This is a genomic window from Flavobacterium sp. DSR2-3-3, from assembly GCF_049896585.1.
GTDB lineage: Bacteria > Bacteroidota > Bacteroidia > Flavobacteriales > Flavobacteriaceae > Flavobacterium.
Genome location: NZ_JAFCUP010000012.1, coordinates 13580 through 36904 on the forward strand (window position 1 = coordinate 13580; position 23325 = coordinate 36904).

The following is a 23325-nucleotide window of genomic DNA, read 5'->3' on the forward strand; positions in this document are numbered from 1 at the left end:
AGAAATGAAAACAGATATTAAGAACAAAAACGACATTGAGAAACTGATAAACACTTTTTATGGTAAAATAAAAACAGATACTAAAATCGGTTATTTTTTTACGGATATTGCCAAGGTGAATTGGGATGATCACTTGCCAAAAATGTATGATTTCTGGGAAAATATTATGTTTTCAAAAGGAAATTATACAGGAAATCCGATGACTAAGCACAAAGAGTTGCATCAAAAAAGCGAAATGAAAGAAGCTCATTTCCACCATTGGAATGCCTTGTTCAATGAAACTGTTGATGAGTTATTCACAGGAGAAAAAGCAGAAGAAATCAAACAAAGAGCCATGAATATTTCGGCAGTATTGATGTACAAAACCATAGGATGAGAAGCATAAAAAAAGCGTAAACTATTTAAGTTTACGCTTTTTTCAATCTGGCAAAATGAATTAATAATATTATTTCGGAAGTAAAACATCATTTATTACATGTATAATTCCGTTTGATGTTGGGATAGAAGCGATTATTTCTGAGCCGTTTACAAATACTTTATCACCTACTTTGGTGATTTTTATTTTTCCGGCATTCACTTGTTCATATTCCTGACCGTCTTGCATGTACTCTGTTTTTAGATTTCCAACGTATGTGTGGTATTCTAATATGTTTTTCAAATCATCTTTTTTTCCAGGTGCTAATAATCCTTCAACGGTTCCCTTTGGAAGTTTATCAAAGGCAGCATTTGTTGGTGCAAAAACGGTAAACGGTCCGGCATTGCTCAATACATCCACTAATCCTGCTGCTTTTACGGCTGTTACAAGAGTTGAGTGATCTTTACTTGCTGAGGCTGTCTGAACGATATTTGGACTGGAAGCTTCGTCAACTACTGCAGACTGTCCAAGACCTTGTGTTACTGAGTTTTCTGTTGTTGTTTCAGGAGATACTTCACTATTTTGTTTACAGCCCAAAAAGGTTAAGACACAAACGACGGCTACTAATTGAATTGATTTTTTCATAATAAAGATTACTTTGGTTTTACATAGCAAAGTACTTCATTATCAATTGTTTATTATATGCGTTCAATCATAAAGGCGGATTGTTTTTAACTTTTTTGATGGAAAAATAAGTAGTAAATCCTATTCCTAAAAGCAAAAGTAAGGCGACAACGAAAAGAAGTTCATTCACATACGGAATAATAGTATAAGTGAACGATGCAAGACCTTGAATGGCGAGAACCAACTCGTTTAATAGAACACCAATGGAAAATAGAACCAAGCCAATTTTTATCTTTTTACTAATGAAAATCAAATGGCTGGCATAGATATAAAATAACAGGAACAATGTGATTACCGCCAATAAAACTAGGTGTAAATAAGCAATTATAATTGGCCTGAAACCAAAAGCAAGCTGGCTCAAAGATGGTATTGTTGAACCCAATTGCAGAATGAATTTTATGCTTAATGCCAGACAGGAAAAGAGCAAAATATAGCGTAACAAAGGAGCGAAATTTTTCAAATACTCTTTTTTCGTTTGCATTAAAATGACAAGAAGTTTAAACCATGTAAAAACCTGAATTATTGCTGCAAAGACAGAGATTGCGTAAAGCCAAACGGGTAAATCCAACCAAAGTGTGGACAAAAAATAGGCAGGAATACAAGAAACAGCAAACAGCTTAAAGGAAGTTTCGTAAAAGGAATGTTCTGATTTTTTTAGATTTAAAAAGCCAAAAAATAAACCCATACAACCAAAGAAAAACCAACCGTTATATTGAAAATGGAGAAAATAATAAATGGATGCTAAATACAAATCCTGAATGACATTTTTACTGGCCATCATATACGCCAAGTAAAAAGTCCCGAAAGAGGAAATAATATTAAAAAATAAGGCGGCCTTAAACCAGTTTATCGCAGCAAAATCAGCATCGATTTTTCTCAAGTCTTTGATGTAATAATAGCCAAAAACATAGGAAACCAAAATCGATGCCGTTGAGAAAAATATGGAAATCATTCCATATCCCTGAAAAATAAAGAAAATTAGCATCCCGTAAGAACAAATTAGATTGGCTATGAGTATTTTTCGGTATTTGTTTACTTGAAAGTCTGCGGTTTTATTTTGAAGATAATACACCATCAATGTCATCAAAGTGTGGGTGATCCATCCTGAAAATGCAAAATGGGAATGGGAATGTAATATGTTTTTTTGATTGAAATATGGAAATTCAAAACCAATTTTATAACGCATTAAAACGCCAAGAGCGGCAACAATACAAAGATTTAACAAGGAAAATTTAAGCCAAAATTGGATGTTTAATTTCATTTTTTTTTAATAAAATATTTTGTGATTGATAATGTCAACTTTGTTGCACTCATTCATTTTTGAAAAAACCCGAATCACCGTTTCGACTCTCAAACCGGTAAAATTTGCAATTTCCTGTCGCGTGTATGGAATTAATACTCTACTTCCCTTACATTCTGATTTTCTTTTGTGTGTGTTCAAAAAGGCAAGAATTCGAAACTCCGGTTTCTGGTTGATAATCTCTTTTGAAGTATTGGATTTTGAGTGAATTTTATTGGCAAGTAAAATCAGAAATGATTTTTGAATCAAAGGATATTCATCAAGAATTTTTAAAAATTTATCTTTTGATAACTTCATGATAGTACAATCCTGAATGCAAACTGCTTTTGACGGATACGGTTGGTCAATAAATAATGGAGGTTCACCAAAACTCTCTCCTTTACAAAAAAGTCCTTGTGTAAACTCTTTTCCTTCTTCATTTGAGTTAAACATTCTCACGCTTCCATCAATAATCTGATAATAAAAATGAGCCACTTCATCTTCATTAAAAACGACTTCGTTTTTTTTGTATTTTTTAGCAACAGCACCCCAGGAAAAAAGTAAGTCTATGTCAATTTGCATAATTAAAGAGAAATTAGGAATGTTCTATTTTACAGATAATGTGTTGATTATTGCCGTTTTGTGTCAGTAAAGCTTTTATAAAATTAACAAAAAAAATAATAGGAAACTGTAAAATTTATTGAATTTAAAATAATTTTGAATAGTATCCAGAATGGCTAAGGTATTGCAAGAATGTATTGTATCGCATGATATTTATCAGTTTTTATGCGGTTTGTTTTCTCGACTTTTGTGGTTTATTTATTTAAATCATTTAGCATGACAACATTTAAACCACTCCATACATTTCATATTCCGGTGATGGGACTTGCGTATACGATTGATAGTCCGGTACGAGTTGCGAAGTATGGAATTTCGTCTGTGATTTCAATTATGGACGATGAACTTATCGAAAAAATGAATGCTTTTTACAGCAAAAAATTTGATTTGCCATACCAGGAAATTACCCAAAAAATACATGATTATCGCGCAGAACGCATTACTTCTTATCTGAATCTGGTAGACAAAATCGTAAAGGAAAAATTCGATAATTTCAAAGCGGAATTATCAGGAAGTAAATCAGCTTTGGAAAATTACATCGCTATGCTGCCCAACAAATCAGAGATTAAAGCAGGCTTGCAAAACTTGTTGGAGGACGGTTTTGCTTTCAAAGAAAATATCAAAAATTATCTGGAGAAGAATCTTTATCCAGGCGAAATTGATGTCAATATTATGACCAAATTGGATAAGGAAAATTTCATCAAAGATGAACAGTTGCCAATTATTTTTAATGATGCACATGCTGCGCTTCGTGGGTTTGTCAACAGTACATTAGAATCTTCAGTAGTTTTATCGGCAGGGATGAATCCAAGATTATACAGTTATTTCGAAAGTTTTTCGGCTTTCTTCCCTGATTCGAATAACTCTCTGAAAAAGAAAATTACGCTGAAAGTGAGTGACTTTCGTTCGGCGATGATTCAAGGAAATTTTTTAGCTAAAAAAGGACTTTGGGTTTCTGAATATCGAATCGAATCCGGACTGAATTGTGGCGGACATGCTTTTGCAACCGATGGCTATTTGTTAGGACCGATTCTAGAAGAATTCAAACAGAAAAAAGAGCAATTGATTCAATCTGCACATGAGTTGATGGTGAAAGCGTTGGGACAAAAAGAAATGCATGTTCCAGAAAAGCCTTTGGATTTAAAAATCACGGTTCAAGGCGGCGTAGGCACTGCTGAGGAACACGATTTTCTATTGGATCATTATGATGTGGATTCTGTGGGTTGGGGTTCTCCTTTTTTATTGGTTCCTGAAGCCACATCGGTAGATAAACACACGAGAGCATTATTGGCGGGAGCCAAAGAAAATGATTTATATTTAAGCCATATTTCGCCTTTGGGAGTTCCTTTCAACACATTGCGTGGAACGACAAATGAAAAATTGAAATTGAAACGAATAGAGGAAAGCAAAGCAGGAAGTTCGTGTCCAAAACGATTTTTGGCGTTAAGTAAGGAATATGATGCGAAAGGAATTTGTACGTCTTCGAAGAAATACCAAGACTTGAAACTGGATGAATTGCTGCTTGAAAAAGATATTTTAACTGCTGAAGTTTTCGAAAAAAAGAAAACTAGTATTACGGAGAAAGCCTGTCTTTGTGTGGGTTTAGCCAATGCTTCGTATCTTGAAAATGACATTGAAATAAAAGGTCAGGCGCAGGGTGTAATCATTTGCCCTGGACCCAATATGGCTTATTTTGATAAAGAAGTTTCACTCTCGAAAATGGTGCAGCATATTTATGGAAACGCATCGGTGTTGACGGTTACCAATCGACCAAATCTATTTGTGAAAGAGTTAAAAATGTATTTGGATTATCTGAAAAATGAAATCTCAGCGGTTACGGAAGAAATCACTGTGGGACAAATTAAAAAATGGAATTCGTTCAAAAATAATTTGCTGCTAGGAATCGGATATTATGAAGATTTATTTTCAACAACTCCTTTTTTCGAAAGTACTAAAAATGAGATTTTCAATCAATTCGATATTTATAAAAACGAACTGATTGCTTTTGAGATCCCAGAATTAAAATTGGCATAATAAAAAATCGGCTTGACTAATTTTCAAGCCGATTTTTTTATTTTTAGTAGCCTGTTTAAAATTTAAAATAGCTGTTAGTTTGGAATAATTTTTTTAGAATGTTTCTGCTTTTTAGAGTTGAAAAAATGATTTCTATATTTCTTATAAAGCATTGATTTTCATAAAACCACCACGGTTATCCTCGCGTTCAATGGAGTGCTGCACAATTAAATGCCCAATTGTAATCATGTTTAGTAATTCGTACAGCGCGACACTAATTTGATGGGTTTTACAAATTTCTTCCATTTCATTTTTCCAATGTAAAAGCTGTACTTTGGCTTTCGGTAAATCCAATTCATTTCGCACAATTCCTGCATTCTGACGCGTCAAAAGCTGTAATTTGGCTTTCATTTTAGCCAGATAATTTGAAGTGATTTCAGGTTTTTCAGCGGATTTCCAATTTGAAATGATCCTATTAAATGGACTATTTTCAATAGAAACATGGGACAAATAAGCATAAATTTTGTCGGAATATACGAGCGCTTCCAACAAGGAATTGGAGGCTAATCTATTGGCGCCATGCAAGCCGGTTCGGGAACATTCGCCACAGGCAAATAAATTTTCTATAGATGTTTTACCGTTTTTATCAACTGTAATTCCGCCACACAAATAATGCTGTGCGGGAACAACGGGAATCCAGTCTTTTGCTATATCAATCCCAATGCTTTTGCAACGCTCATAAATCATGGGAAAGTGCTTGATAAAAGCGTCTAAATCCAGATGGGTACAATCTAAATAAACGCAATCGTCTCCTGATTTTTTTAGTTCCAAATCAATGCTTTGCGAAACGATATCTCTGGATGCTAATTCGCCTCTTTCATCATAATTCAGCATAAACCGAAGTCCTTTTTGGGTACGCAAATACGCTCCAAAACCTCGAACCGCCTCCGAAATTAAAAATTTAGATCCTGCTGAAGCATCATATAAAGCGGTAGGATGAAATTGAATAAACTCCATGTCTTTGATGGCGGCATTTGCACGAAAAGCCATGGCAATACCATCTCCGGTTGCTATAACCGGATTGGTCGTATGACCGTAAAGATGACCTATTCCACCTGTGGCCAGCACTGTAAAATCAGATTGGAATGTGATAACTTCTTTTGTTTTTTCATGCAATGCATAAGCGCCAAAACAGTGATTGTTTTGGGTTATCAAATCAAGTGCAAAATAATGGTTCAGAACGGTTATGTTTTCTTTTTGATGCACTTGCTCTAAAATGGCACGCTCAATTTCATAACCCGTTTGGTCTTTATGATGTACCACTCTGTTGCGTGAATGGCCGCCTTCTTTGCCTAAATCAAAACTTCCTTTTGCCGTTTTATCAAATTTGGCACCCCACGCTATAAGTTCTTTCAATCGTTTCGGGCCTTCGGTGACTACCATTTTGACGACATCAACATCACACAAACCGTCTCCACAAATGAGGGTGTCGTCAATGTGTTTTTGATAAGAATCCTCGGTTTCGTCAGTGACAATCGCAATCCCGCCTTGAGCATATTTTGTATTGGATTCATCTTCGTTCGACTTGGTAATTATGGTGATTTTTCTATCGGGAAATCGTTCTGCAATTTTTATGGCAAAAGTCAATCCTGCCACGCCAGAACCAATGATTAAGTAATTTGTTGCAATCATTATTTTGATAATTCAAGCATTCGTTCGATGGGAACTAAGGCTTTTTTTCTAATATTTTCAGGGATATTAATTTCCGGACTTTCATTAATCAAGCAATCATATACTTTTTGTAATGTATTCATTTTCATGTAGCCGCATTCGCTGCAAGCGCAGGTATTATCTTCTTTTGAAGGAGCCGGAATCAAAATTTTATGCGGTACTTCCTGTTGCATTTTATGTAAAATTCCCGCTTCGGTAGCCACAATAAATTGATTGTTCGGATTTGTTTTTACATAATTAATCATCCCGGCTGTTGAACCAATATAGCTTGCTGTTTGCAGAATATGTGTTTCTGATTCTGGATGTGCAATTATCTTTGCATCAGGATATTGTTTATGGACTTCGATTAATTTATCTAGCGAAAAAGCTTCATGTACCACACAGGAACCGTCCCATAGCAGCATGTCTCTTCCTGTTTTGCTGATAATGTATTTTCCTAAATTCTTATCCGGGGCAAAAATAATGGACGTTTCTTTGGGAATGGATTCTACTATTTTTAAAGCATTTGATGAGGTGCATACAATATCACTCAACGCTTTTATTTCGGCAGAACAATTCACGTAAGTGATGACAATGTGATCGGGATGTTTATCAATGAATTTTTTGAATAAATCTGGTGGACACGATTCTGCCAATGAGCAACCTGCTTTCAAATCGGGCAGAATTACTTTCTTTGTCGGGTTTAATATTTTGGCAGTTTCGGCCATAAAATGTACGCCGGCAAAAAGGATAATATCGGCATCCACTTTCATTGCTTCTTGTGATAATCCCAAGCTGTCACCCACATAATCCGCAATATCCTGAATATCGGCTTCTTGATAGTAATGGGCTAAAATAACCGCATTTTTCTCTTTTTTCAATTCCAATATGCGCTCTTTAAGATTTTTCATTAGTTAAGTTTTAAAAAAAAACATCATTTGTCATGAATTTACACTTCAAATTTAGGAAGCAGATTTTATAGTTCATTACACTGAAACAATTTCGTTTTTCTGTTGAAGTGTTGTTTTTAAGTCTGTTATAAAAGCCATTAAATGGTCTATTTCGACATGATCCATGATTACAATTTTGTACCATTGATTATTTTCGTCGTGTTTTTGGGGAACCAAATCGAATTTTTTTACCAATTCTGGTGTAATATATTCGGCTTGAATGGTTGCAATATTCATAAAAGGTTCTCTGAAATAGTTCACGTGTAATGCATCCAACTGTTCACACAACCACTCTGTTCTCATTTGTAAAATCCGAATTTTTTCACACCATCCAAAAGGGCCATACGTAAATAAAATCATCCAAACCGCTACTGCATTTGCACCGGAACGGCTTCCGCAGAGCGTCAAATCCATTCCTTCGACATATTCAGCTTCTTTTGTCAAAACATTTTCGATTAATCCTTTTCGGCAAATAAAAACTCCCGTTCCATAAGGAGCCTGAAGCATTTTGTGCGCATCGATGGTTATGGAACTGATTTTTGGGTTTTCAAAATTGATTTCGGAGGCTTTGTTGCTAAACGGATATACAAAACCACCATAAGCGGCATCAATATGTAATTTGTATTTTAAGTCGTGTTTTTCGAGGATTTCAATATAATCATTCGGGTTATCGATCGCGCCAAACATCGTCGTTCCCATATTAGCGACTACGATAAAATATTTTTTCCCTCGTTTTTTAGCATTGACAATACTGTTTTCTAACGCGAATATGTCAATGGTGCGGGTTTCAAAATCAACAGGAATTTTTAACCAATCCAGCATCAATACATTGGCTGCTTTCGGAATGGAATAATGGGTGTCTTCTGAAGCTATTATAGCAATTTCGGACAGATTGGTATTCAGTTTGTTCATGAAATAGTTGCGATACATCCAAATGGCCTGGATATTCGCTTCGGTGCCACCAGGAGCAATATAACCGTCAAAGGAATTGGCTTCGGCTTTAAAAACATCAACGGCGAGCACATTCAAAACTTCTCGTTCTATTTCCTGTGTTCCTCTAAAAGCTTTTTCAGAAGTGCCAAAAGTATGGCAGCCAATATGATTGGGATTGGCAACATAGGTTTGTAAAATGGGCGCATCCTTTAGGAATTGAGCTTCTTCATTAAATACTTTTCCATCTAACTTGGATGCAGGATACCCCAACGAGGCATCATGAGAAAAATTCACATTCTCGCCTAATGCTTTTTGAATGCGAATTTGCCTTTCTGTTGGGGAGATTTTTTTCCAGAATTGCATGATTACTATTTTTACCAAAGCTATATGCTAAAAAAATCAGAAAATATGATAAATGTTAGGTTTTGGTTTTAAAAAATAGAAAGTTTATGAGCGTAATTTTGATAGTGTGGATTCATGAAATTACGCAAAGTCAGAGATATTTGCAGCCTTAACGAGAAAACTATTTAGAAGGGAACTTTTACGGAGCGGATTTGCCAAATCATCCCAAACACAAAACCAACTTTCCAGTGAGCCTATTGGCCAAATCCGTTGTAGTAACTGTTGGCGGTTCGGTTTTTTATTTACGTTCTTTTTCGATTATGCTTTTTTCAGTTTGTTCTTTAATTTCGTTCCAATATTCATTGCAGATTTCATCTAATTTATCAATCGTCAATTCGTTATTTTTTTCGTCAAATACTTTCACGCTTTTGCTATTTACAAGTAAAATCCCGCCCCAATAATCAAAGTCGTTATTACTTTGGTTACAAGTAATCTTAACAATTTTATTTTCGATTTCAGCTGATAAAATTTCTAAACTTGTTTGAAAAATTGTCTCAATATTTGTATCTAATATTTGAGAATTTTTCATTGGGTTCATCCACGGAATGAATTCAAGTTTATCAATTTGTTCAAATTCCACATAAAATATTCTGTATGATTTATCGATTTTATTCGCCAAATATTCACAATCAATTTTAAGTTTTAGTGATTCACGATTTCCATTCCAAGTTTCAATAGTTCCGTCGTGAAAAATGGAAAAAACATCTCTAATATCTTCTAATGTTTTTTGGTTATCCATTGAGTTTGATTTATAATTCTTGATTAACTTGTGAATGTCGTTCGGCTAAACTGACCGCCAACGTTTTGCTGCTTCAAGAAGTATGCGGACTTAATAGCAGAGTAGTTTTGGTTATGCAGATTTATGATAATAGCACGTAATTCCACTAAATCCGCAAGTATATTGAAACAGCTGTTGTTCGTTCGTTTTTATCTCCAGAATTTATAAGTTTCTGTTTTGTTTTTATTTTCTATTACAAGTAATTTCTTGCTTCTTTTTAATATTTTAAATTTTGTTGAGTCTTTATTTTTGACAACTAACAAAAACGTGCCAATGTTCTTTTCTGAATTGTCATTTTTATGTATTGAGTCAATAATTGAAAATTCATAAATGTCCTTTGAATTAAATACCATTTTTTTAAAAAAAGCTATCTTTTTCCCTCTAATACTTATTCCTGCTAATGAGTCAGATGAACTTATCCATTCTCCTTTTTTTAATGTTTGGTTATCATTTGGTTTTGAATATTTGATCGTTTTATTTTCATTACAACTTTGAGTTGTAAATAGTAGAGTTAGAGCAAGAAAGATCGACTTTGAAGTTTTGATAGATACTTTTCTCATTATTTTATTTTTTAGTGTTGCTCAACTATCGTTTTATTTTCTTTCAAAATTCCATTTAGAATTACATAATATAGTGAATTATAATATTCATTTACACCAGAGTAAGTTATGTATTCAATTTTGCATTTTTCACATTTTATTTTATCGAAAACAGGAAATCCACCGTCGATAGATTTATTAAATAATCCGATATTATAGAATTTTTTTAATTCTTCATATAATTCTTTTTCTATTTTATTTGAGTGTCCAGTCCAGCAATTATCTATTTGCTTTTCATAATTCATTTTTAAAATGTTATCACAATTTTTACAGTGAAAGGAATAATCTTTTAAATTATTTTTCAACTCAGATGTGAATTCTGCTTTCTTTCCAATTTGAATCTTTTCAATTTCTTCGAAATTCATCTATTGCTTATTAAACTTTTGTTTCTCGTTTTCGTTTGTCCAAAATGACGCACAATTATTATATACCAGCCATAAAATGGCTCCAATCCACCCGTTTTTGGATGGCTTCCTGCCATAAAACATTTTTATAAAAAAATTACTTTTGGTTAATACCGCAAAAAAGTATCACCTGATTTTATTCCCATTGCTAATTCTTCCAGGTTGGTGTTTTCGAGCATGAAAGCCAATTCATTTTTGATAGACTTGAATTTATCGTGAACCGGACAAGGGTGATCTTCGGAGCAGTGACTTAATCCTAAACCGCAACCGGTAAAAACGCGATCTCCATCTAATGACGTTACAATTTGGGATAGTTTTATTTGGCTCATGGTTTCTTTTGGGATTTCAAATCCGCCACCAACACCTTTTATAGAACGGATGATATTAGCCTTGGATAATATCTGTAAAATTTTGGCAGTAAAAGCCTCGGGAGAATCTATTTTTTTTGCAATATCTCTAAGCCCAACTCTATTATTTTGATAGGATTCGGATGCTATAAAAATGGTGGCCCGAATTCCGTATTCACAGGTTTTAGAAAACATAGTTGTTTTTTTACAAATTTAGAGAAATACTTGCTATTCCTTTTGAATATCCTTTATTTTTTGGGTTGGCTATTTTTTTAAATCCAAAAAGGATCATCGTTATTCTCTGTAAAAGATTCTTCAGTATGAATTTCTTTAATTTTAGCCAATTGGTCTTGGGTGGCTATTTTTTGAATTTCAACAAATAAAATGCGTTCCTCAAAACGAATGTGTGCTTCCAATTCTTCCTCAATGAGTACTAAAGACTTTTCTACATTGGTAGTTTGCTTGAATAAGCGTTTCAAACGACGATGTTCCGTCAACGATCGTTTTACAAGGTCATTTTCTGCATTTAAAATAGGAAAGACGTACTTTTCTTCCAATTCGAAATGCGGTTTTAAATGTGTTTTGTAAAACCAATGTGAATATTTTTTGATGCGATCGGGTTCAATTTGCTTTGAAAAACCCGTTCGTATTTTCCAACACAATTGCAAGCCATGGTGATGATCGTGACTTAAAGGTTGTAATTCCGGAGCTCTTTTTAATGGTTTATTTGACATCATAAGGTATAAATTTAAAACCCGCCAAAACGGATGTAAGAGCCAAAAATGAGCATCAATACACCAATTGTCGTAACGGATAGTATGTGAAAAGCCATTTCAGGCAACTTGTCTGGATTATTTTTAAGTTTGGGAATTACCCTAAACTGTGCGCTCAAGGCGAAGGCTACTGTCAAAAACAATAAAAGTAATTTTGTTGAAACTACTTTCTCAACAGGAGTGTCAAACTGGAACCAATATGCGATGCTAACGCCATATTTGTACGCCATTAAAATTCCTGTAACGACCAGTAAAACCAATGCTGTCATTCCTGCAGGCTCATACTTTTTTTCGTAATTTAAAATAATGCTCGGGTCTTTCTCTTTAAGGGCTTGTGGCAAATGACCAAAGACCAGCAACAAATGGCCGCCCACCCAAACTGTAGCACTTAAAAGATGGATAATTAACAAAAAATGATGATTCATGTAAAATTTTATTTATTTTTAAAGATACGTTTTTGTCAGCAACTTTACTTTAGAATCAACCTCTAAAATGTACTTTAATGCATGCGGTAGAAAGATTTTCCTTTTCCAATTCCCTAACAGAATAGCCCAATTTTTCTAACGTTGTTGCGCCATTTACAAAATGCTGGATGTAATAATTTCCCTGATAGTTTTGCTGTTGTAAATATCGTATCATGGCTTGCATGTGATTCGTATCTGTCAAATCCGAATGTACCGTGGTGCGAACTTCAAACGGAAACCCACTTTCTAATAATAAATGCAACGATTTTTCAAAAGGCAGAAAAAGATTAGACTGCGTTATTTTTTCAAAATGAGCGGGCATGGCTTTAAAATCCAGCGCCACATAATCGATCAATTGATTTTTAAGTAATTGTTGCAAAACTTCAGGTCGTGAGCCATTGGTGTCAATTTTTACTAAAAAGCCCATTTTTTTAACTTCGGTTATGAGTTGAATGCTGTTTTTATGCAATAAACATTCGCCTCCGCTAAAAACTACCGCGTCCAGCAAATTTTTTCTGGAATGAAGAAAAGTGAGCGCTTTTTCGAATGAAATTGTTCCTTTTCCCATTACGATTTCAGGATTGTAGCAATACAAACAACGCATATTACAGCCTGCAAACCAAAGAATGCAAGCTGATTTATGGGCATAATCTAATAAAGTAAAAGGCGTTATGCTGTAAATGGGGTTACTAACATTTTCCTTCACTGAAATGAGTTCGCTGTTTGTGTTCTCCTTTTTTTCCAATATTGAAACTTTCTACGGGTCTGTGATAGCCCATTACTCTTGTGTACACTAAACATTTGGTTCTCAAATTTTGGTTTTGTTGTAAAATCGGGTTGGTTTCTGTTTTCATATTTTTAAAGGTTTAAAGTTAAAATTGTGTAAAGTCAAAAAAGTTATAGGCTATAAATTTCAAGTTGGTTTCTCAACAGGTCAAACGCATTAAATATCTGAACCACATAGAAACATAGAATTTAATTTTTGATTTAAATGGTTTCCGAACAGTCGAAATTTAGGTGACATAGAAAAAAGCAAATGCTTTTTTTCCTATTGTAAACTCTTATCACCGTCAAAATTTATTTTTACAGAAATAAACACTATGTTTCTATGTGGTTTAAACTTCAATTTATTTTAAAACGTTTGCCCTGAGTTACTCAGCTTTAAACTTTTTTCTTCAATTAAAGCGTCATCGCATTTTGGGCAATATTCGTGTTCACCATTTAAATATCCATGAACAGGACACACACTAAACACGGGCGTAACGGTAATGTATGGCAATTTGAAATTAGATATTACTTTCTTCACAAACTGTTTACAGGCTTCCGGCGAGCTGATTTTTTCATTCATGTATAAGTGTAAAACCGTTCCACCGGTATATTTACATTGCAATTCGTCCTGTGAAAATAACGCTTCAAAAGGGTCTTCGGTGTGATCTACCGGAATCTGGGAACTGTTGGTGTAATAAATATTGTCGCCCTGTCCGGCTTGTATAATGTTTGGAAAACGTTTTTTGTCTTCCTTGGCAAATCGGTAGGTAGTTCCTTCGGCTGGTGTGGCTTCCAGATTGTATAAATTCCCGGTTTCCTCTTGGAATTCTTTCATTCGATTCCGAATATGTTCCAAGATTTCTGATGCAAATTCGATTCCTGACGATGAAGTAATAGCGTCTTGTTTTCCGGTAAAATTCGCAATCATTTCGTTCATTCCGTTTACACCAATTGTCGAAAAATGATTTCTGAAATGTTGTAAATACCGTTTGGTGTACGGATACAAACCTCGGTCGTACATTTCTTGGATAAATACTCTTTTTTTCTCTAAAGTAGATTTAGAAATATATAATAACCGATCTAATTGTTTGAATAATTCTTGTTTGTTTCCTTTGAATAAATAACCCAAACGCGCCATATTAATGGTCACGACACCAATGCTTCCCGTCATTTCCGCACTTCCAAAAAGTCCGTTTCCTCGTTTTAACAGTTCTCTTAAATCCAATTGTAAACGACAGCACATGCTGCGAACGGCATTCGGTTTATACGCATTTTCGTTTTCTGTTTTATTGCCATTTTCATCCAAAATATATTGACTTCCAATGAAGTTCTGGAAATAGGATGAACCTATTTTGGCTGTGTTTTCAAAAAGCAAATCGGTATTTTCGCCATCCCAATCAAATTCTTCGGTAATGTTTACCGTTGGTATAGGGAAGGTGAACGGCTGTCCGTTAGCGTCGCCTTCGGTCATTACGGTGTAATACGCTTTGTTGATGAGGTTCATTTCCTTTTGAAAATGCTCGTAACGCAATTCGGTTACTTTTGTAACGCCTCTTTCCCTGGCTCGCAATAAGAGATCATAATCAAAATTATTTTCGTAAAAATGAAAATCATTTTTCGTCGGAATTTGGGTTTTCAAATCATCGGGAACAACCCAGTCCAAAGTAATATTTGTGAAAGGCGATTGTCCCCAACGCGCCGGAACATTCAAATTGTAAACAAAACTGCGAACGGCTTTCAAGACATCCTCAAAAGACAAATCATCTTTAAAAACATAAGGCGCCAAATAGGTATCAAACGAACTGAAGGCTTGCGCTCCGGCCCATTCGCTTTGTAAAATCCCAAGGAAATTTGCCATTTGCCCCAAAGCCTCTCTAAAATGTGAAGGCGCTTTACTTTCCACGCGTCCGCGAACGCCATTAAAACCATCGTTGAGCAGCACCCGCAGGCTCCAGCCGGCGCAATAGCCGGTCAAACAATCCAAATCGTGAATATGAATATCGCCATTGCGATGCGCATAACCCTCTTCTTTTGTATATACTTTGTCGAGCCAATAATTCGCAATAATTTTGCCGGCAACATTGTTGACCAATCCCGCATTAGAGTAGGAGGTATTGGCATTGGCATTAATGCGCCAATCCGTTTGTTCAATGTATTCTTCGATGGTTTGCGTGCTGTCAACATAAGTGGTGTCCTCGTTTAACCCATTCACATGTTCGCGTTGCAATTTGCGAGTATGTCTAAACAACATAAAGGAACGCATGACTTCGAAATATTGTTTTTCAAAAAGGTTTTTCTCGATTAAATCCTGGATTTCCTCAACGGCCCAGGTTTCTTTGGATTGTAAATCCTGAATAATTTTTTCGAAAAGAATTTCATCAAATGCTATGGAAACACTCTGAAAGCTTTTTTCAATTGCGTCTTTTATTTTGAAAGGCACAAAAGGTTTGTATTCGCCGTTTCTTTTGATAACATATTTTTCCATAGCACGTGATGATTTTAAATTTTAGAATTGGAGTGTATTTTATTCTTGTTCGGAGAATTTTTTTTCTAAAAGCATCGCGCTTGGAAACAAAATATTGTTTTCCAAATGAATGTGTTTGTGTAAATCCTGCTCAAAATCAGCTAGCATCGCATAAGTCACGCGGAACGTACTGCACCCATCGGCCGGTGGCGTGTAATTATTGGTTAATGCTGCTATTTTAACAAAACGATCGCCTTCGGTTTCATGCTCTTCCATCATCATGGCAATGGGGTTTTTTACGGTTCCAAATTGTGGTTTCGCAATTTGTTCCTCGGTAAGCGCTGCTTTTGCCATTTTTTTGATAAAAGGAAACAACATCAGTTCTTCTTTTTTCATGTGTTGCGCTAATTCGCCTGCACAACCAATAAAGAGTTCATTGATTTCAAATAATTCAGGATGATTAGCGCCATGTACTTTGCACAGTTTATCTAAAAAAGGTAGTAAAATTTGCGTTTTTTCTTCTACATAACGGTGATGCGTTTTCTCAATATAATCTGCCAATAAGTCCAAAGGCCATGTTTTGAAATCAATGGCACTGTCATTTTTGGTTGCCAAAACCGTATTTATCTGGTCCATTAATTGATCCGTATCGACGCCTTTTTTTTCGCAAGCTTCCTCGATTGTTCTATTGCCTTTGCAACAGAAATCTATTCCGTATTTTGAAAATATTGCTGCGGTTCTAAAATCTTTTGCAACGTATTCTCCAATTGTTATTTTCTCTAAAGTTTCCATGAGATCTGTTTTCGATTAAAATTTATTTATACAAAAATAATCATTATTTTTAATAAAAGACAAATTTATCCTTAATTAATTTTTTAATGTAATTTTATTTATAAAGTGTTAATTATAAGGCGTATGTATTTTTTAAAAATCATTTTTAATGAATATTAATGTTATAATTTAAAAAATAATAAAAAGATGATTTATATCATGTTTTAGCTTTTTTTAAAGTTATTAATTTGCAACAAACAAATAAAAGACACTTTTGTCTTTTATTAGAATTAGAGTAAATTTATTAACAAATAAAAACAAATACTTATGCTTTCAAAATCACAGGCAAGAGCATTTTTTTTAGGAGGAACATTAGTCACCTTTTTAATCTTTATAGGACTGACTATTTATTCGTTCATGCCAAGGAATGATCAAACAAACTACAGTAAGATTACTAAAGAAGTAGTGAGAGGAAAAGAACTTTGGGAGACCAACAATTGTATGGGCTGTCATACTATTATGGGCGAAGGAGGCTATTATGCTCCCGAGTTAACAAAAGTAGTGGAGCGTCGCGGCGAAGGGTACATCAAAGCGGTTTTGATGTCGCCAATTCCTTGGGCACCAAACGGGCGGAAAATGGTGGCTTATAAAATGAATGAAGCGGATGCCAATGCTATGGTTGCCTATTTCGAATGGATTGGAAAATTAGATTTAAATGGTTTCGACCGCATCGTTTCCCCTTTAGCTAAAGAAAATAATTAAAATTTTTAAAAATGAAATATAAATCACAGAAAGTAGCCTACTGGTTTTTTGCATTGTGCATGCTTTTATTCTCGCTGCAAATTGTCTATGGCTTTATCATGGGCTTTGACCGAATAGGAATTCAAGGATTGCATGAAATTATTCCTTTTAACGTGGCACGAGCGGTGCATACTAATTTGTTGGTGGTATGGTTGTTAACCGGTTTTATGGGTGCGGCATATTACATTATTCCCGAAGAAGCGCAACGTGAATTAATAAGCGTGAAATGGGCTTATGTACAACTGATTTCCTTAGCTATTGTTGGCGTTGTTACTATAATTGGTTTTCATTTCAACCATTGGGAAGGAAGAAAATTTCTTGAAATTCCAAGAGAATTAGACTATTTGGTAGTCATAAATGTACTGTTGTTCTTATTCATAATTTTGGGTACACTTTATAAAGGAAAACGACAAACTACCACGGCTTTGGTACTAACAATGGGATTGTTTTTTGCAGCCCTGCTTTACATACCCGGAATGATTTGGTTTGACAGCCAGGTAATGGACTCTTTTTTCCGTTGGTGGGTGGTTCACTTGTGGGTTGAAGGTGTTTGGGAATTAATTATGGGAGGTATTTTATCTTTCTTATTGATTAAGTTGACTGGAGTGGACAGAGAAGTTATCGAAAAATGGTTGTATGTAATTGTTGGTCTTACGTTTCTTTCTGGAGTTTTGGGAACTGGGCATCACTACTACTACATTGGAGTAAATAAAATTTGGTTGATCGTTGGTGGTATTTTCTCTGCCTTGGAACCTTTAGCTTTCTTAGCGATGGCATTATTTGCCGTGAACATGTACAGAAAAGGGGAAAAAAGCCATCCGAACAAAATTGCTTTATTTTGGACGATCGGTTCGGCTATTGTTTCTTTTGTGGGTGCGGGATTACTTGGTTTTGCACATACTTTGCCACAAACAAACTTGTATACTCATGGAACTTTAGTAACAGCAATGCACGCTCATTATGCATTCTGGGGCGCTTATGCTATGATTGTTCTTGCGATGATTAGTTATGCTTTACCCAATCTTACGGGACGTAAACGTTACGAAAGTTCGCAAGGGATGATGGCTTTTTGGCTGTCTAACATTGGAATCTTGGGAATGACCGTAGCCTTTGGTGTTGCCGGAGTTGCTCAAGTGTATATGGAACGAAAAATGAAAATGGATTTCATGGTTGTTCAAAGCGAAATCAGCATCCATTTTGTAGTGCTTCTTATTTGTGCTACCATGTTTACAATAGGAATTGGTCTATTTATTTTTGATTTTATTAAATACGGAAGACCTACAGATGAAGCTCTTGAAGCAGACAATCAAGGGCATAAAGTAGATGGATATAAAATCGATGGTCATATAATTGAAAATCTAACAGGAACAAGTGAGAAAAAAGGAAAAACAGTGATTTAAAACTGAAACCTTTTTTGTGTAACGGAATACTTAAAATAAAATTTCCAGAATGCTTTAACCACCGTTTTTTAGAATTGCATTTCCGAAAAAAACAATAGTTATCGTGTTCTGGTTTTTTTCTAAAATAATAAAAATGTTAGTAAATATCCCATATTATCACGCGGTAGGCAAAGAAAAAGAGGTCTTTGAACACGCCTATAAAAACAAAATTCCTTTCCTGTTGAAAGGACCAACCGGAACCGGAAAATCTCGTTTTGTGGAATACATGGCACATCAATTGGATAAAAAAATCATCACGATTAGTTGTCACGAAGAAACGTCATCAACGGATTTAATTGGACGATTTATCATTAAAGGTGCCGAAACAGTTTGGCTGGATGGACCATTGACCACTGCCGTAAAAGAAGGAGCGATTATTTATTTGGATGAAATCGCCGAAGCGCGACCAGATGTTATTGTAGCCATTCACTCCCTGACGGATCACAGAAGGGAATTATTCATAGACAAATTAGGCGAAACCGTAAAAGCGCATGACGATTTTATGTTGGTTGCTTCTTTTAATCCCGGTTATCAAAGAGGTTTTAAAGAACTAAAACCATCGACTCGGCAGCGATTTATTGCCGTTTCTTTTGAATATCCGGAAACGAAAATTGAAACTGAAATTTTGGTAAAAGAATCGAATGTGGATCCTGATGTTGCCAAAAAACTGGTAGCCATTGGAAACAAAATCAGAAACTTAACCGAATTGGGGTTGACAGAAACCGTTTCGACCCGACTTTTAGTGGATGCCGCCAAAATTATTCATTCTGGTCTTCCAAAACGATTGTCGGTTCATGTGGCGATTGTAGAACCGTTAACAGATGATTTACAAACGGTCGAAGCATTGAAAGATTTGTGTGATCTAATGATATAGAAAAAAGAGGTCAGTGTTCAGTTTTTTAATGTTCAGTTGCATAAATGATTAAATAAGTGTTCCATTGATGAGAAAGCTGCTTTTACTTTAATCAAAATGAAAATAAAGACTAAAAATGAATACTATTACTGAGTACTGACGATTTAATTATGGTTCACTAATATAACTGATCACTAAAAACTGATCACTGAACACTAAGAAAAGATGGGTTTCGAAATAGACGAATATATAGTTGGGAAGTTATTCAGACACTTAAAAAAAAGTAAAAAGATTCATCCCGAAATTATTGCAAGAACTGTAACGCTTAATGAAATAAAACCTCGACTGACTATTTTGGCTCGTGCTTTGACGGGGAAACCAATCGAAATTTTCCCTGCCGAAAGAGAAGGAGGATATAAAAATAATAATTTTTTTCTTCCTATTTCTTTTTCCAAATTGTCAACAAAAAAAGAGAACCTTACTTTTTATCTTTTTAGAATTTTATACCTGAGCGTACAGCAGCGGTTGAATTTGAATTGGACTTTTGAAGAAAAAGACCAGCCATTAGCACTTTCTCAACAAAAAGCATTTGAAACATCAGAAGCTATTTTAGCCATTTTGTTTGAAGAATATTCTATCGATAAAAAATTTCATACCGAAACAAAACTGCATTTAATTCAAAAGGAAAATGGAAAAAATGCTCCTGATTTTTCTTGGCTGTATGGCAAATGGATGCAAAATGAAATAGAAAAAAACAGCAATTCCACTCTCGAAAATTTCTCCTATAAAACTAAAAAAGCAAATGAAAATCAGGCTTTAACTACTTTAAAAACAAAAGCGGTAGAAGAAGTGATTACTGTTGAGATCGATAAAAAACAACAGGAAGATTATGTTCTGCTTCACAATTTCGAAAAAGTGGAAACTGCCGAAGAATTCAATGGAACCTGGCGTGACTTTGATGGTTCTGACGAATTGGAAGAGCATCAGGAAGCATTGGAAGAGTTGAATATGAAATACACGGTTCGGGTAGATGATACGGCACATTCCGTATATCAATCTGATTTTATTGAGAATACTTCTATCTCCGAAAGTGCCGAAATTGATGCTAAAGGATTCCATCTTACGTATAACGAATGGGATTTTAGCAAGCGTATTTATAAGGAGAATTTCTGTAAAGTATATCCGAAATCACAACAGAAAACGGATCCTAATTACTATAAAAAGACCATTGCAAAAAATGCTTCGACTTTATTGGGTTTGCGAAAAATGCTGACCAATGTCAATAACAGAATGCAGCAGCAAAAACGCCAGACACAAGGAGATGAATTTGATATTGATGCCATTACGGATTTGTATATTGATGTTCATTCGAAACGGACACCTTCGGAAAATATATACATTTCAAATCGAAAAAAAGAAAAAGATTTATCGATATTAATCCTTTTGGATATCAGTCTTTCCAGTGATGGATATGCCGCAGGAAATCGTGTGATTGATGTGGAGAAAGAAGTTTCTATTCTTTTTGGAGAAATCTTAAACGAGTTCAATATCGATTTTTCCATTGACAGTTTTTACTCCAAAACCCGCAATTTTTCGACCTATTTAACGGTAAAGGATTTTGATGAAAACTGGAACATCGCCAAACATAAAATTGGAGCGATGGAACCGAATGGCTACACCAGAATTGGAGCCGCTTTACGTCACGCCGGCGCAAGACTTGATAAAAGAAACACAAAAAATAAATGGGTCATCCTGATTTCTGACGGAAAACCCAATGATTACGATAAATACGAAGGAAAATACGGCATCAATGATGTGAAACAAGCACTTCGGGAACTCAACAACAGGAATATTAATTCCTATGCTTTGGCTATTGAAGCTCAGGCAAAATATTATCTGCCGCAAATGTTCGGGCAAAATCATTATCAAATTCTAACTACACCAGTAGAACTATTGCGATCCTTAGTGCAATTGTACGAAAAAATTAAACATCAAAAATAAATACTATAATGAACGATATTTCAAATACCACAATACTTCCCGAAGGACATCCGGTTCAGATTTACTTTCAGGAAAAGGAAATTATTCAGGCACTTTTAGAAGAATTATCAGCTGTAAATCCTGAGGATGATTTGCAGAAATATACTAATATATTCAATCAGCTTCATACCATCGAGAAACGATTTGCCCGTAAGGAAAATCAGCTTTTTCCGTTTTTAGAAAAAAAAGAATGGAACGGTCCTTCTCAGGGAATGTGGTCCTTTCATGATAATTTAAGAGAGCAATTCCGTTTAATTCAGTACTATCTTAAAATGAATAATCCAGAAAAAATTAGTATCAATACTCCCTTTTTGGTGAATGGAATCGACCGATTGATGCAAATGGAAGAAGCGGTTTTGTTTCCAAATGCCTTAGAACTGCTTACTGAAGCCGACTGGATTGAAATGCGCAAAGGCGAAGAAGAAATTGGCTGGATGCTGCCAGAAGCTCCTGCTCCTTATCCAAAACAAGAATACATTCACCCAAGTGAAGATTATACCAAAAGAGAAATGTCTTTTTCGCTCGAAAATACGGCTCATTACGATGAAGGATATATGACGGTGGAGCAGGTGAATTTACTTTTTAAAACGATGCCGTTAGATTTGACTTATGTTGATGAAAACGACAAAGTGATTTTCTATAATCGGGGAGAAGAACGCGTATTTCCAAGAAGTGCCGGTATTATTGGTCGTGAAGTCAAGTTTTGCCATCCACCAAAAAGTGTAGGAACCGTTCTTAAAATTCTGGACGAATTTAGAAAAGGAACAAAAAACGAATCCTCATTTTGGATTAATTATAAAGAACGTCTTATTTACATTAACTATTTCGCGGTAAGGGATGCTGATAAAAATTATAAAGGCGTTATCGAAATGTCACAGGATATTACTGATATCAAGAAAATAGAAGGCGAAAAACGATTGTTGGACTGGGATTAAATTATATTTAAATACAGATTAAAATGAACACACACAAAATTGATTACAAAAACATCTACTACCCTCCAGGAGGTATTTTGATGTGGATTATTATTTTTCTGGAACTTCTTACCTTCGGGATGGCACTTGTGGTATTTGTTTATTATGGAAAAGAGCAACCTGAATTGTTTCATCAGTCACGGTTGCAACTCAACAGTACTTTAGGAGCAATTAATACTGTTTTTTTGTTTACAAGTGGTTTTTTTATGGCCAATGCTGTTCATGAGTTTAAAGAGAATAACTTAAAAAAGTCCTCTTTATATTTTAAATTAACCATGCTTGGCGGACTGTTATTTTTAATACTAAAAAGCGTTGAGTATTACCATAAAATTGAAGCTGATATTACACCGGAAACCAACGTTTTTTTTACTTTTTATTGGTTGCTAACCGCTTTTCATCTTATTCATGTAATTATGGGTTTGGTTATTTTAATCTGGACCAACTATGGAATGATGAAAAAAAAATCGGATACAGGAGTTGAAGACATCGAGGCTTGCGCCGCTTTCTGGCACATGTGCGATTTAATCTGGCTTCTTTTGTTTCCTGTTCTCTACTTAATTTTTTAGAAAATGAAAAAAACACTTTTTATCACGTATGGGTTACTGATCTTATTGACGGCTTCGACCGCTTTGATTTCGAATTCAATGTCTGTTTCTCGCCTTACTATTATTTTAATTATAGGCTTATCAGCAGTGAAATTTCTCTTGATTTCTTTCAAATTCATGGAACTTAAAAAGGCAAATGCTTTTTGGAAAGTGAGTTTAATTTCAGTTTTAGGATTGATTGTTTTAGGTATTATTTTGTAGAAACATTTCTTAAATAAAAGTTAAATACATGACAAATGTCATGATAAAGGATAAAGTTATCTTTTATTTTTACACTATAAAATAACGCTTAATTTAACAC

25 protein-coding genes are annotated in these 23325 nt (G+C 34.8%); 9 read left to right on the forward strand and 16 right to left on the reverse strand.

Features of this window, described 5'->3' with window-relative positions; all coding sequences use genetic code 11:
* The first annotated feature begins 4 nt into the window (after positions 1–4).
* Positions 5–376, forward strand: a complete 372-nt coding sequence (locus tag ACP7AQ_RS13880) for a group III truncated hemoglobin (RefSeq protein ID WP_426091050.1) — start codon at positions 5–7, stop codon at positions 374–376.
* Positions 377–445: 69 nt separating this feature from the next.
* On the opposite strand, the gene ACP7AQ_RS13885 is transcribed toward ACP7AQ_RS13880, so the two are convergent.
* The 3 genes from ACP7AQ_RS13885 to ACP7AQ_RS13895 all read right to left on the reverse strand — a co-directional run bounded on the left by ACP7AQ_RS13885 (position 446) and on the right by ACP7AQ_RS13895 (position 2900).
* Positions 446–1000 carry a fasciclin domain-containing protein gene (locus ACP7AQ_RS13885; protein ID WP_426095889.1) on the reverse strand — a complete coding sequence of 185 codons (555 nt, stop codon included), beginning with the start codon at positions 998–1000 and terminating at the stop codon, positions 446–448.
* Between the two features lie 67 nt (positions 1001–1067).
* Positions 1068–2300, reverse strand: a complete 1233-nt coding sequence (locus tag ACP7AQ_RS13890) for a hypothetical protein (protein ID WP_426095890.1) — start codon at positions 2298–2300, stop codon at positions 1068–1070.
* Positions 2301–2306: 6 nt separating this feature from the next.
* A complete protein-coding gene (locus tag ACP7AQ_RS13895; protein WP_426095891.1) occupies positions 2307–2900 on the reverse strand; it encodes a Crp/Fnr family transcriptional regulator in 594 nt (197 codons plus the stop codon).
* Positions 2901–3155: 255 nt separating this feature from the next.
* Here ACP7AQ_RS13895 and ACP7AQ_RS13900 point away from each other — a divergent pair, with 255 nt between their 5' ends.
* Complete coding sequence (locus tag ACP7AQ_RS13900) at positions 3156–4970, forward strand: hypothetical protein (protein ID WP_426095892.1); 1815 nt, start codon at positions 3156–3158, stop codon at positions 4968–4970.
* A 141-nt stretch (positions 4971–5111) separates the two neighbouring features.
* On the opposite strand, the gene nadB is transcribed toward ACP7AQ_RS13900, so the two are convergent.
* The 13 genes from nadB to ric all read right to left on the reverse strand — a co-directional run bounded on the left by nadB (position 5112) and on the right by ric (position 16333).
* The gene (gene nadB / locus ACP7AQ_RS13905; RefSeq protein WP_426095893.1) at positions 5112–6641 is read right to left on the reverse strand and encodes an L-aspartate oxidase; all 1530 of its coding nucleotides are present in this window, start codon (positions 6639–6641) and stop codon (positions 5112–5114) included.
* Positions 6641–7570 carry a quinolinate synthase NadA gene (gene nadA / locus ACP7AQ_RS13910; RefSeq protein WP_426091056.1) on the reverse strand — a complete coding sequence of 310 codons (930 nt, stop codon included), beginning with the start codon at positions 7568–7570 and terminating at the stop codon, positions 6641–6643. Before nadA ends, nadB begins: the two co-directional genes overlap by 1 nt.
* Positions 7571–7645: 75 nt before the next feature.
* The gene (locus tag ACP7AQ_RS13915) at positions 7646–8905 is read right to left on the reverse strand and encodes a pyridoxal phosphate-dependent decarboxylase family protein (protein ID WP_426095894.1); all 1260 of its coding nucleotides are present in this window, start codon (positions 8903–8905) and stop codon (positions 7646–7648) included.
* 277 nt (positions 8906–9182) lie between these two features.
* A complete protein-coding gene (locus ACP7AQ_RS13920) occupies positions 9183–9683 on the reverse strand; it encodes a hypothetical protein (RefSeq protein WP_426095895.1) in 501 nt (166 codons plus the stop codon).
* Between the two features lie 188 nt (positions 9684–9871).
* The gene (locus ACP7AQ_RS13925; RefSeq protein ID WP_426095896.1) at positions 9872–10282 is read right to left on the reverse strand and encodes a hypothetical protein; all 411 of its coding nucleotides are present in this window, start codon (positions 10280–10282) and stop codon (positions 9872–9874) included.
* An 11-nt stretch (positions 10283–10293) separates the two neighbouring features.
* Positions 10294–10686 (reverse strand): hypothetical protein, encoded by a 393-nt coding sequence (locus tag ACP7AQ_RS13930; RefSeq protein ID WP_426095897.1) that lies wholly within the window; start codon positions 10684–10686, stop codon positions 10294–10296.
* Between the two features lie 146 nt (positions 10687–10832).
* On the reverse strand, positions 10833–11267 hold the full coding sequence (locus ACP7AQ_RS13935; RefSeq protein ID WP_426064086.1) for an RrF2 family transcriptional regulator: 435 nt from the start codon (positions 11265–11267) through the stop codon (positions 10833–10835).
* Positions 11268–11344: 77 nt separating this feature from the next.
* Positions 11345–11809, reverse strand: a complete 465-nt coding sequence (locus ACP7AQ_RS13940) for a hemerythrin domain-containing protein (protein ID WP_426064085.1) — start codon at positions 11807–11809, stop codon at positions 11345–11347.
* An 11-nt stretch (positions 11810–11820) separates the two neighbouring features.
* Positions 11821–12270 carry a CopD family protein gene (locus ACP7AQ_RS13945; RefSeq protein WP_426095898.1) on the reverse strand — a complete coding sequence of 150 codons (450 nt, stop codon included), beginning with the start codon at positions 12268–12270 and terminating at the stop codon, positions 11821–11823.
* Positions 12271–12325: 55 nt separating this feature from the next.
* On the reverse strand, positions 12326–13015 hold the full coding sequence (locus tag ACP7AQ_RS13950; protein WP_426095899.1) for an anaerobic ribonucleoside-triphosphate reductase activating protein: 690 nt from the start codon (positions 13013–13015) through the stop codon (positions 12326–12328).
* Positions 12999–13163, reverse strand: a complete 165-nt coding sequence (gene nrdD, locus ACP7AQ_RS13955) for an anaerobic ribonucleoside-triphosphate reductase (protein WP_426095900.1) — start codon at positions 13161–13163, stop codon at positions 12999–13001. Before nrdD ends, ACP7AQ_RS13950 begins: the two co-directional genes overlap by 17 nt.
* Before the next feature lie 278 nt (positions 13164–13441).
* On the reverse strand, positions 13442–15562 hold the full coding sequence (locus ACP7AQ_RS13960; protein WP_426095901.1) for a ribonucleoside triphosphate reductase: 2121 nt from the start codon (positions 15560–15562) through the stop codon (positions 13442–13444).
* A 39-nt stretch (positions 15563–15601) separates the two neighbouring features.
* Entirely contained in the window at positions 15602–16333 is a 732-nt protein-coding gene (gene ric, locus ACP7AQ_RS13965) for an iron-sulfur cluster repair di-iron protein (protein WP_091204656.1), read from the reverse strand.
* Between the two features lie 306 nt (positions 16334–16639).
* Between ric and ACP7AQ_RS13970 the strand changes: the two genes are divergently transcribed.
* From ACP7AQ_RS13970 to ACP7AQ_RS14000, 7 genes are all read left to right on the forward strand, one after another.
* Positions 16640–17074, forward strand: coding sequence for a c-type cytochrome (locus ACP7AQ_RS13970; protein ID WP_426095902.1), 435 nt, complete (start codon positions 16640–16642; stop codon positions 17072–17074).
* 11 nt (positions 17075–17085) lie between these two features.
* Positions 17086–18513 carry a cbb3-type cytochrome c oxidase subunit I gene (locus tag ACP7AQ_RS13975; protein ID WP_426095903.1) on the forward strand — a complete coding sequence of 476 codons (1428 nt, stop codon included), beginning with the start codon at positions 17086–17088 and terminating at the stop codon, positions 18511–18513.
* A gap of 133 nt (positions 18514–18646) precedes the next feature.
* Positions 18647–19426, forward strand: coding sequence for a CbbQ/NirQ/NorQ/GpvN family protein (locus ACP7AQ_RS13980; RefSeq protein ID WP_426095904.1), 780 nt, complete (start codon positions 18647–18649; stop codon positions 19424–19426).
* A 204-nt stretch (positions 19427–19630) separates the two neighbouring features.
* Positions 19631–21406, forward strand: a complete 1776-nt coding sequence (locus tag ACP7AQ_RS13985; protein WP_426095905.1) for a nitric oxide reductase activation protein NorD — start codon at positions 19631–19633, stop codon at positions 21404–21406.
* Positions 21407–21414: 8 nt separating this feature from the next.
* On the forward strand, positions 21415–22380 hold the full coding sequence (locus tag ACP7AQ_RS13990; protein ID WP_426095906.1) for a DUF438 domain-containing protein: 966 nt from the start codon (positions 21415–21417) through the stop codon (positions 22378–22380).
* Positions 22381–22403: 23 nt separating this feature from the next.
* Positions 22404–22985, forward strand: a complete 582-nt coding sequence (locus tag ACP7AQ_RS13995; RefSeq protein WP_426095907.1) for a cytochrome c oxidase subunit 3 — start codon at positions 22404–22406, stop codon at positions 22983–22985.
* Between the two features lie 3 nt (positions 22986–22988).
* On the forward strand, positions 22989–23225 hold the full coding sequence (locus ACP7AQ_RS14000) for a cytochrome C oxidase subunit IV family protein (RefSeq protein ID WP_426064074.1): 237 nt from the start codon (positions 22989–22991) through the stop codon (positions 23223–23225).
* Positions 23226–23325 lie beyond the last annotated feature (100 nt).

Bases quoted from the DNA above. Each gene is read 5' to 3' on its own strand.
- ACP7AQ_RS13880 (WP_426091050.1), top strand. From the start codon at position 5: ATGAAAACAGATATTAAGAACAAAAACGACATTGAGAAACTGATAAAC.
- ACP7AQ_RS13885 (WP_426095889.1), bottom strand. From the start codon at position 1,000: ATGAAAAAATCAATTCAATTAGTAGCCGTCGTTTGTGTCTTAACCTTT.
- ACP7AQ_RS13890 (WP_426095890.1), bottom strand. From the start codon at position 2,300: ATGAAATTAAACATCCAATTTTGGCTTAAATTTTCCTTGTTAAATCTT.
- ACP7AQ_RS13895 (WP_426095891.1), bottom strand. From the start codon at position 2,900: ATGCAAATTGACATAGACTTACTTTTTTCCTGGGGTGCTGTTGCTAAA.
- ACP7AQ_RS13900 (WP_426095892.1), top strand. From the start codon at position 3,156: ATGACAACATTTAAACCACTCCATACATTTCATATTCCGGTGATGGGA.
- nadB (WP_426095893.1), bottom strand. From the start codon at position 6,641: ATGATTGCAACAAATTACTTAATCATTGGTTCTGGCGTGGCAGGATTG.
- nadA (WP_426091056.1), bottom strand. From the start codon at position 7,570: ATGAAAAATCTTAAAGAGCGCATATTGGAATTGAAAAAAGAGAAAAAT.
- ACP7AQ_RS13915 (WP_426095894.1), bottom strand. From the start codon at position 8,905: ATGCAATTCTGGAAAAAAATCTCCCCAACAGAAAGGCAAATTCGCATT.
- ACP7AQ_RS13920 (WP_426095895.1), bottom strand. From the start codon at position 9,683: ATGGATAACCAAAAAACATTAGAAGATATTAGAGATGTTTTTTCCATT.
- ACP7AQ_RS13925 (WP_426095896.1), bottom strand. From the start codon at position 10,282: ATGAGAAAAGTATCTATCAAAACTTCAAAGTCGATCTTTCTTGCTCTA.
- ACP7AQ_RS13930 (WP_426095897.1), bottom strand. From the start codon at position 10,686: ATGAATTTCGAAGAAATTGAAAAGATTCAAATTGGAAAGAAAGCAGAA.
- ACP7AQ_RS13935 (WP_426064086.1), bottom strand. From the start codon at position 11,267: ATGTTTTCTAAAACCTGTGAATACGGAATTCGGGCCACCATTTTTATA.
- ACP7AQ_RS13940 (WP_426064085.1), bottom strand. From the start codon at position 11,809: ATGATGTCAAATAAACCATTAAAAAGAGCTCCGGAATTACAACCTTTA.
- ACP7AQ_RS13945 (WP_426095898.1), bottom strand. From the start codon at position 12,270: ATGAATCATCATTTTTTGTTAATTATCCATCTTTTAAGTGCTACAGTT.
- nrdD (WP_426095900.1), bottom strand. From the start codon at position 13,163: ATGAAAACAGAAACCAACCCGATTTTACAACAAAACCAAAATTTGAGA.
- ACP7AQ_RS13960 (WP_426095901.1), bottom strand. From the start codon at position 15,562: ATGGAAAAATATGTTATCAAAAGAAACGGCGAATACAAACCTTTTGTG.
- ric (WP_091204656.1), bottom strand. From the start codon at position 16,333: ATGGAAACTTTAGAGAAAATAACAATTGGAGAATACGTTGCAAAAGAT.
- ACP7AQ_RS13970 (WP_426095902.1), top strand. From the start codon at position 16,640: ATGCTTTCAAAATCACAGGCAAGAGCATTTTTTTTAGGAGGAACATTA.
- ACP7AQ_RS13975 (WP_426095903.1), top strand. From the start codon at position 17,086: ATGAAATATAAATCACAGAAAGTAGCCTACTGGTTTTTTGCATTGTGC.
- ACP7AQ_RS13980 (WP_426095904.1), top strand. From the start codon at position 18,647: ATGTTAGTAAATATCCCATATTATCACGCGGTAGGCAAAGAAAAAGAG.
- ACP7AQ_RS13985 (WP_426095905.1), top strand. From the start codon at position 19,631: ATGGGTTTCGAAATAGACGAATATATAGTTGGGAAGTTATTCAGACAC.
- ACP7AQ_RS13990 (WP_426095906.1), top strand. From the start codon at position 21,415: ATGAACGATATTTCAAATACCACAATACTTCCCGAAGGACATCCGGTT.
- ACP7AQ_RS13995 (WP_426095907.1), top strand. From the start codon at position 22,404: ATGAACACACACAAAATTGATTACAAAAACATCTACTACCCTCCAGGA.
- ACP7AQ_RS14000 (WP_426064074.1), top strand. From the start codon at position 22,989: ATGAAAAAAACACTTTTTATCACGTATGGGTTACTGATCTTATTGACG.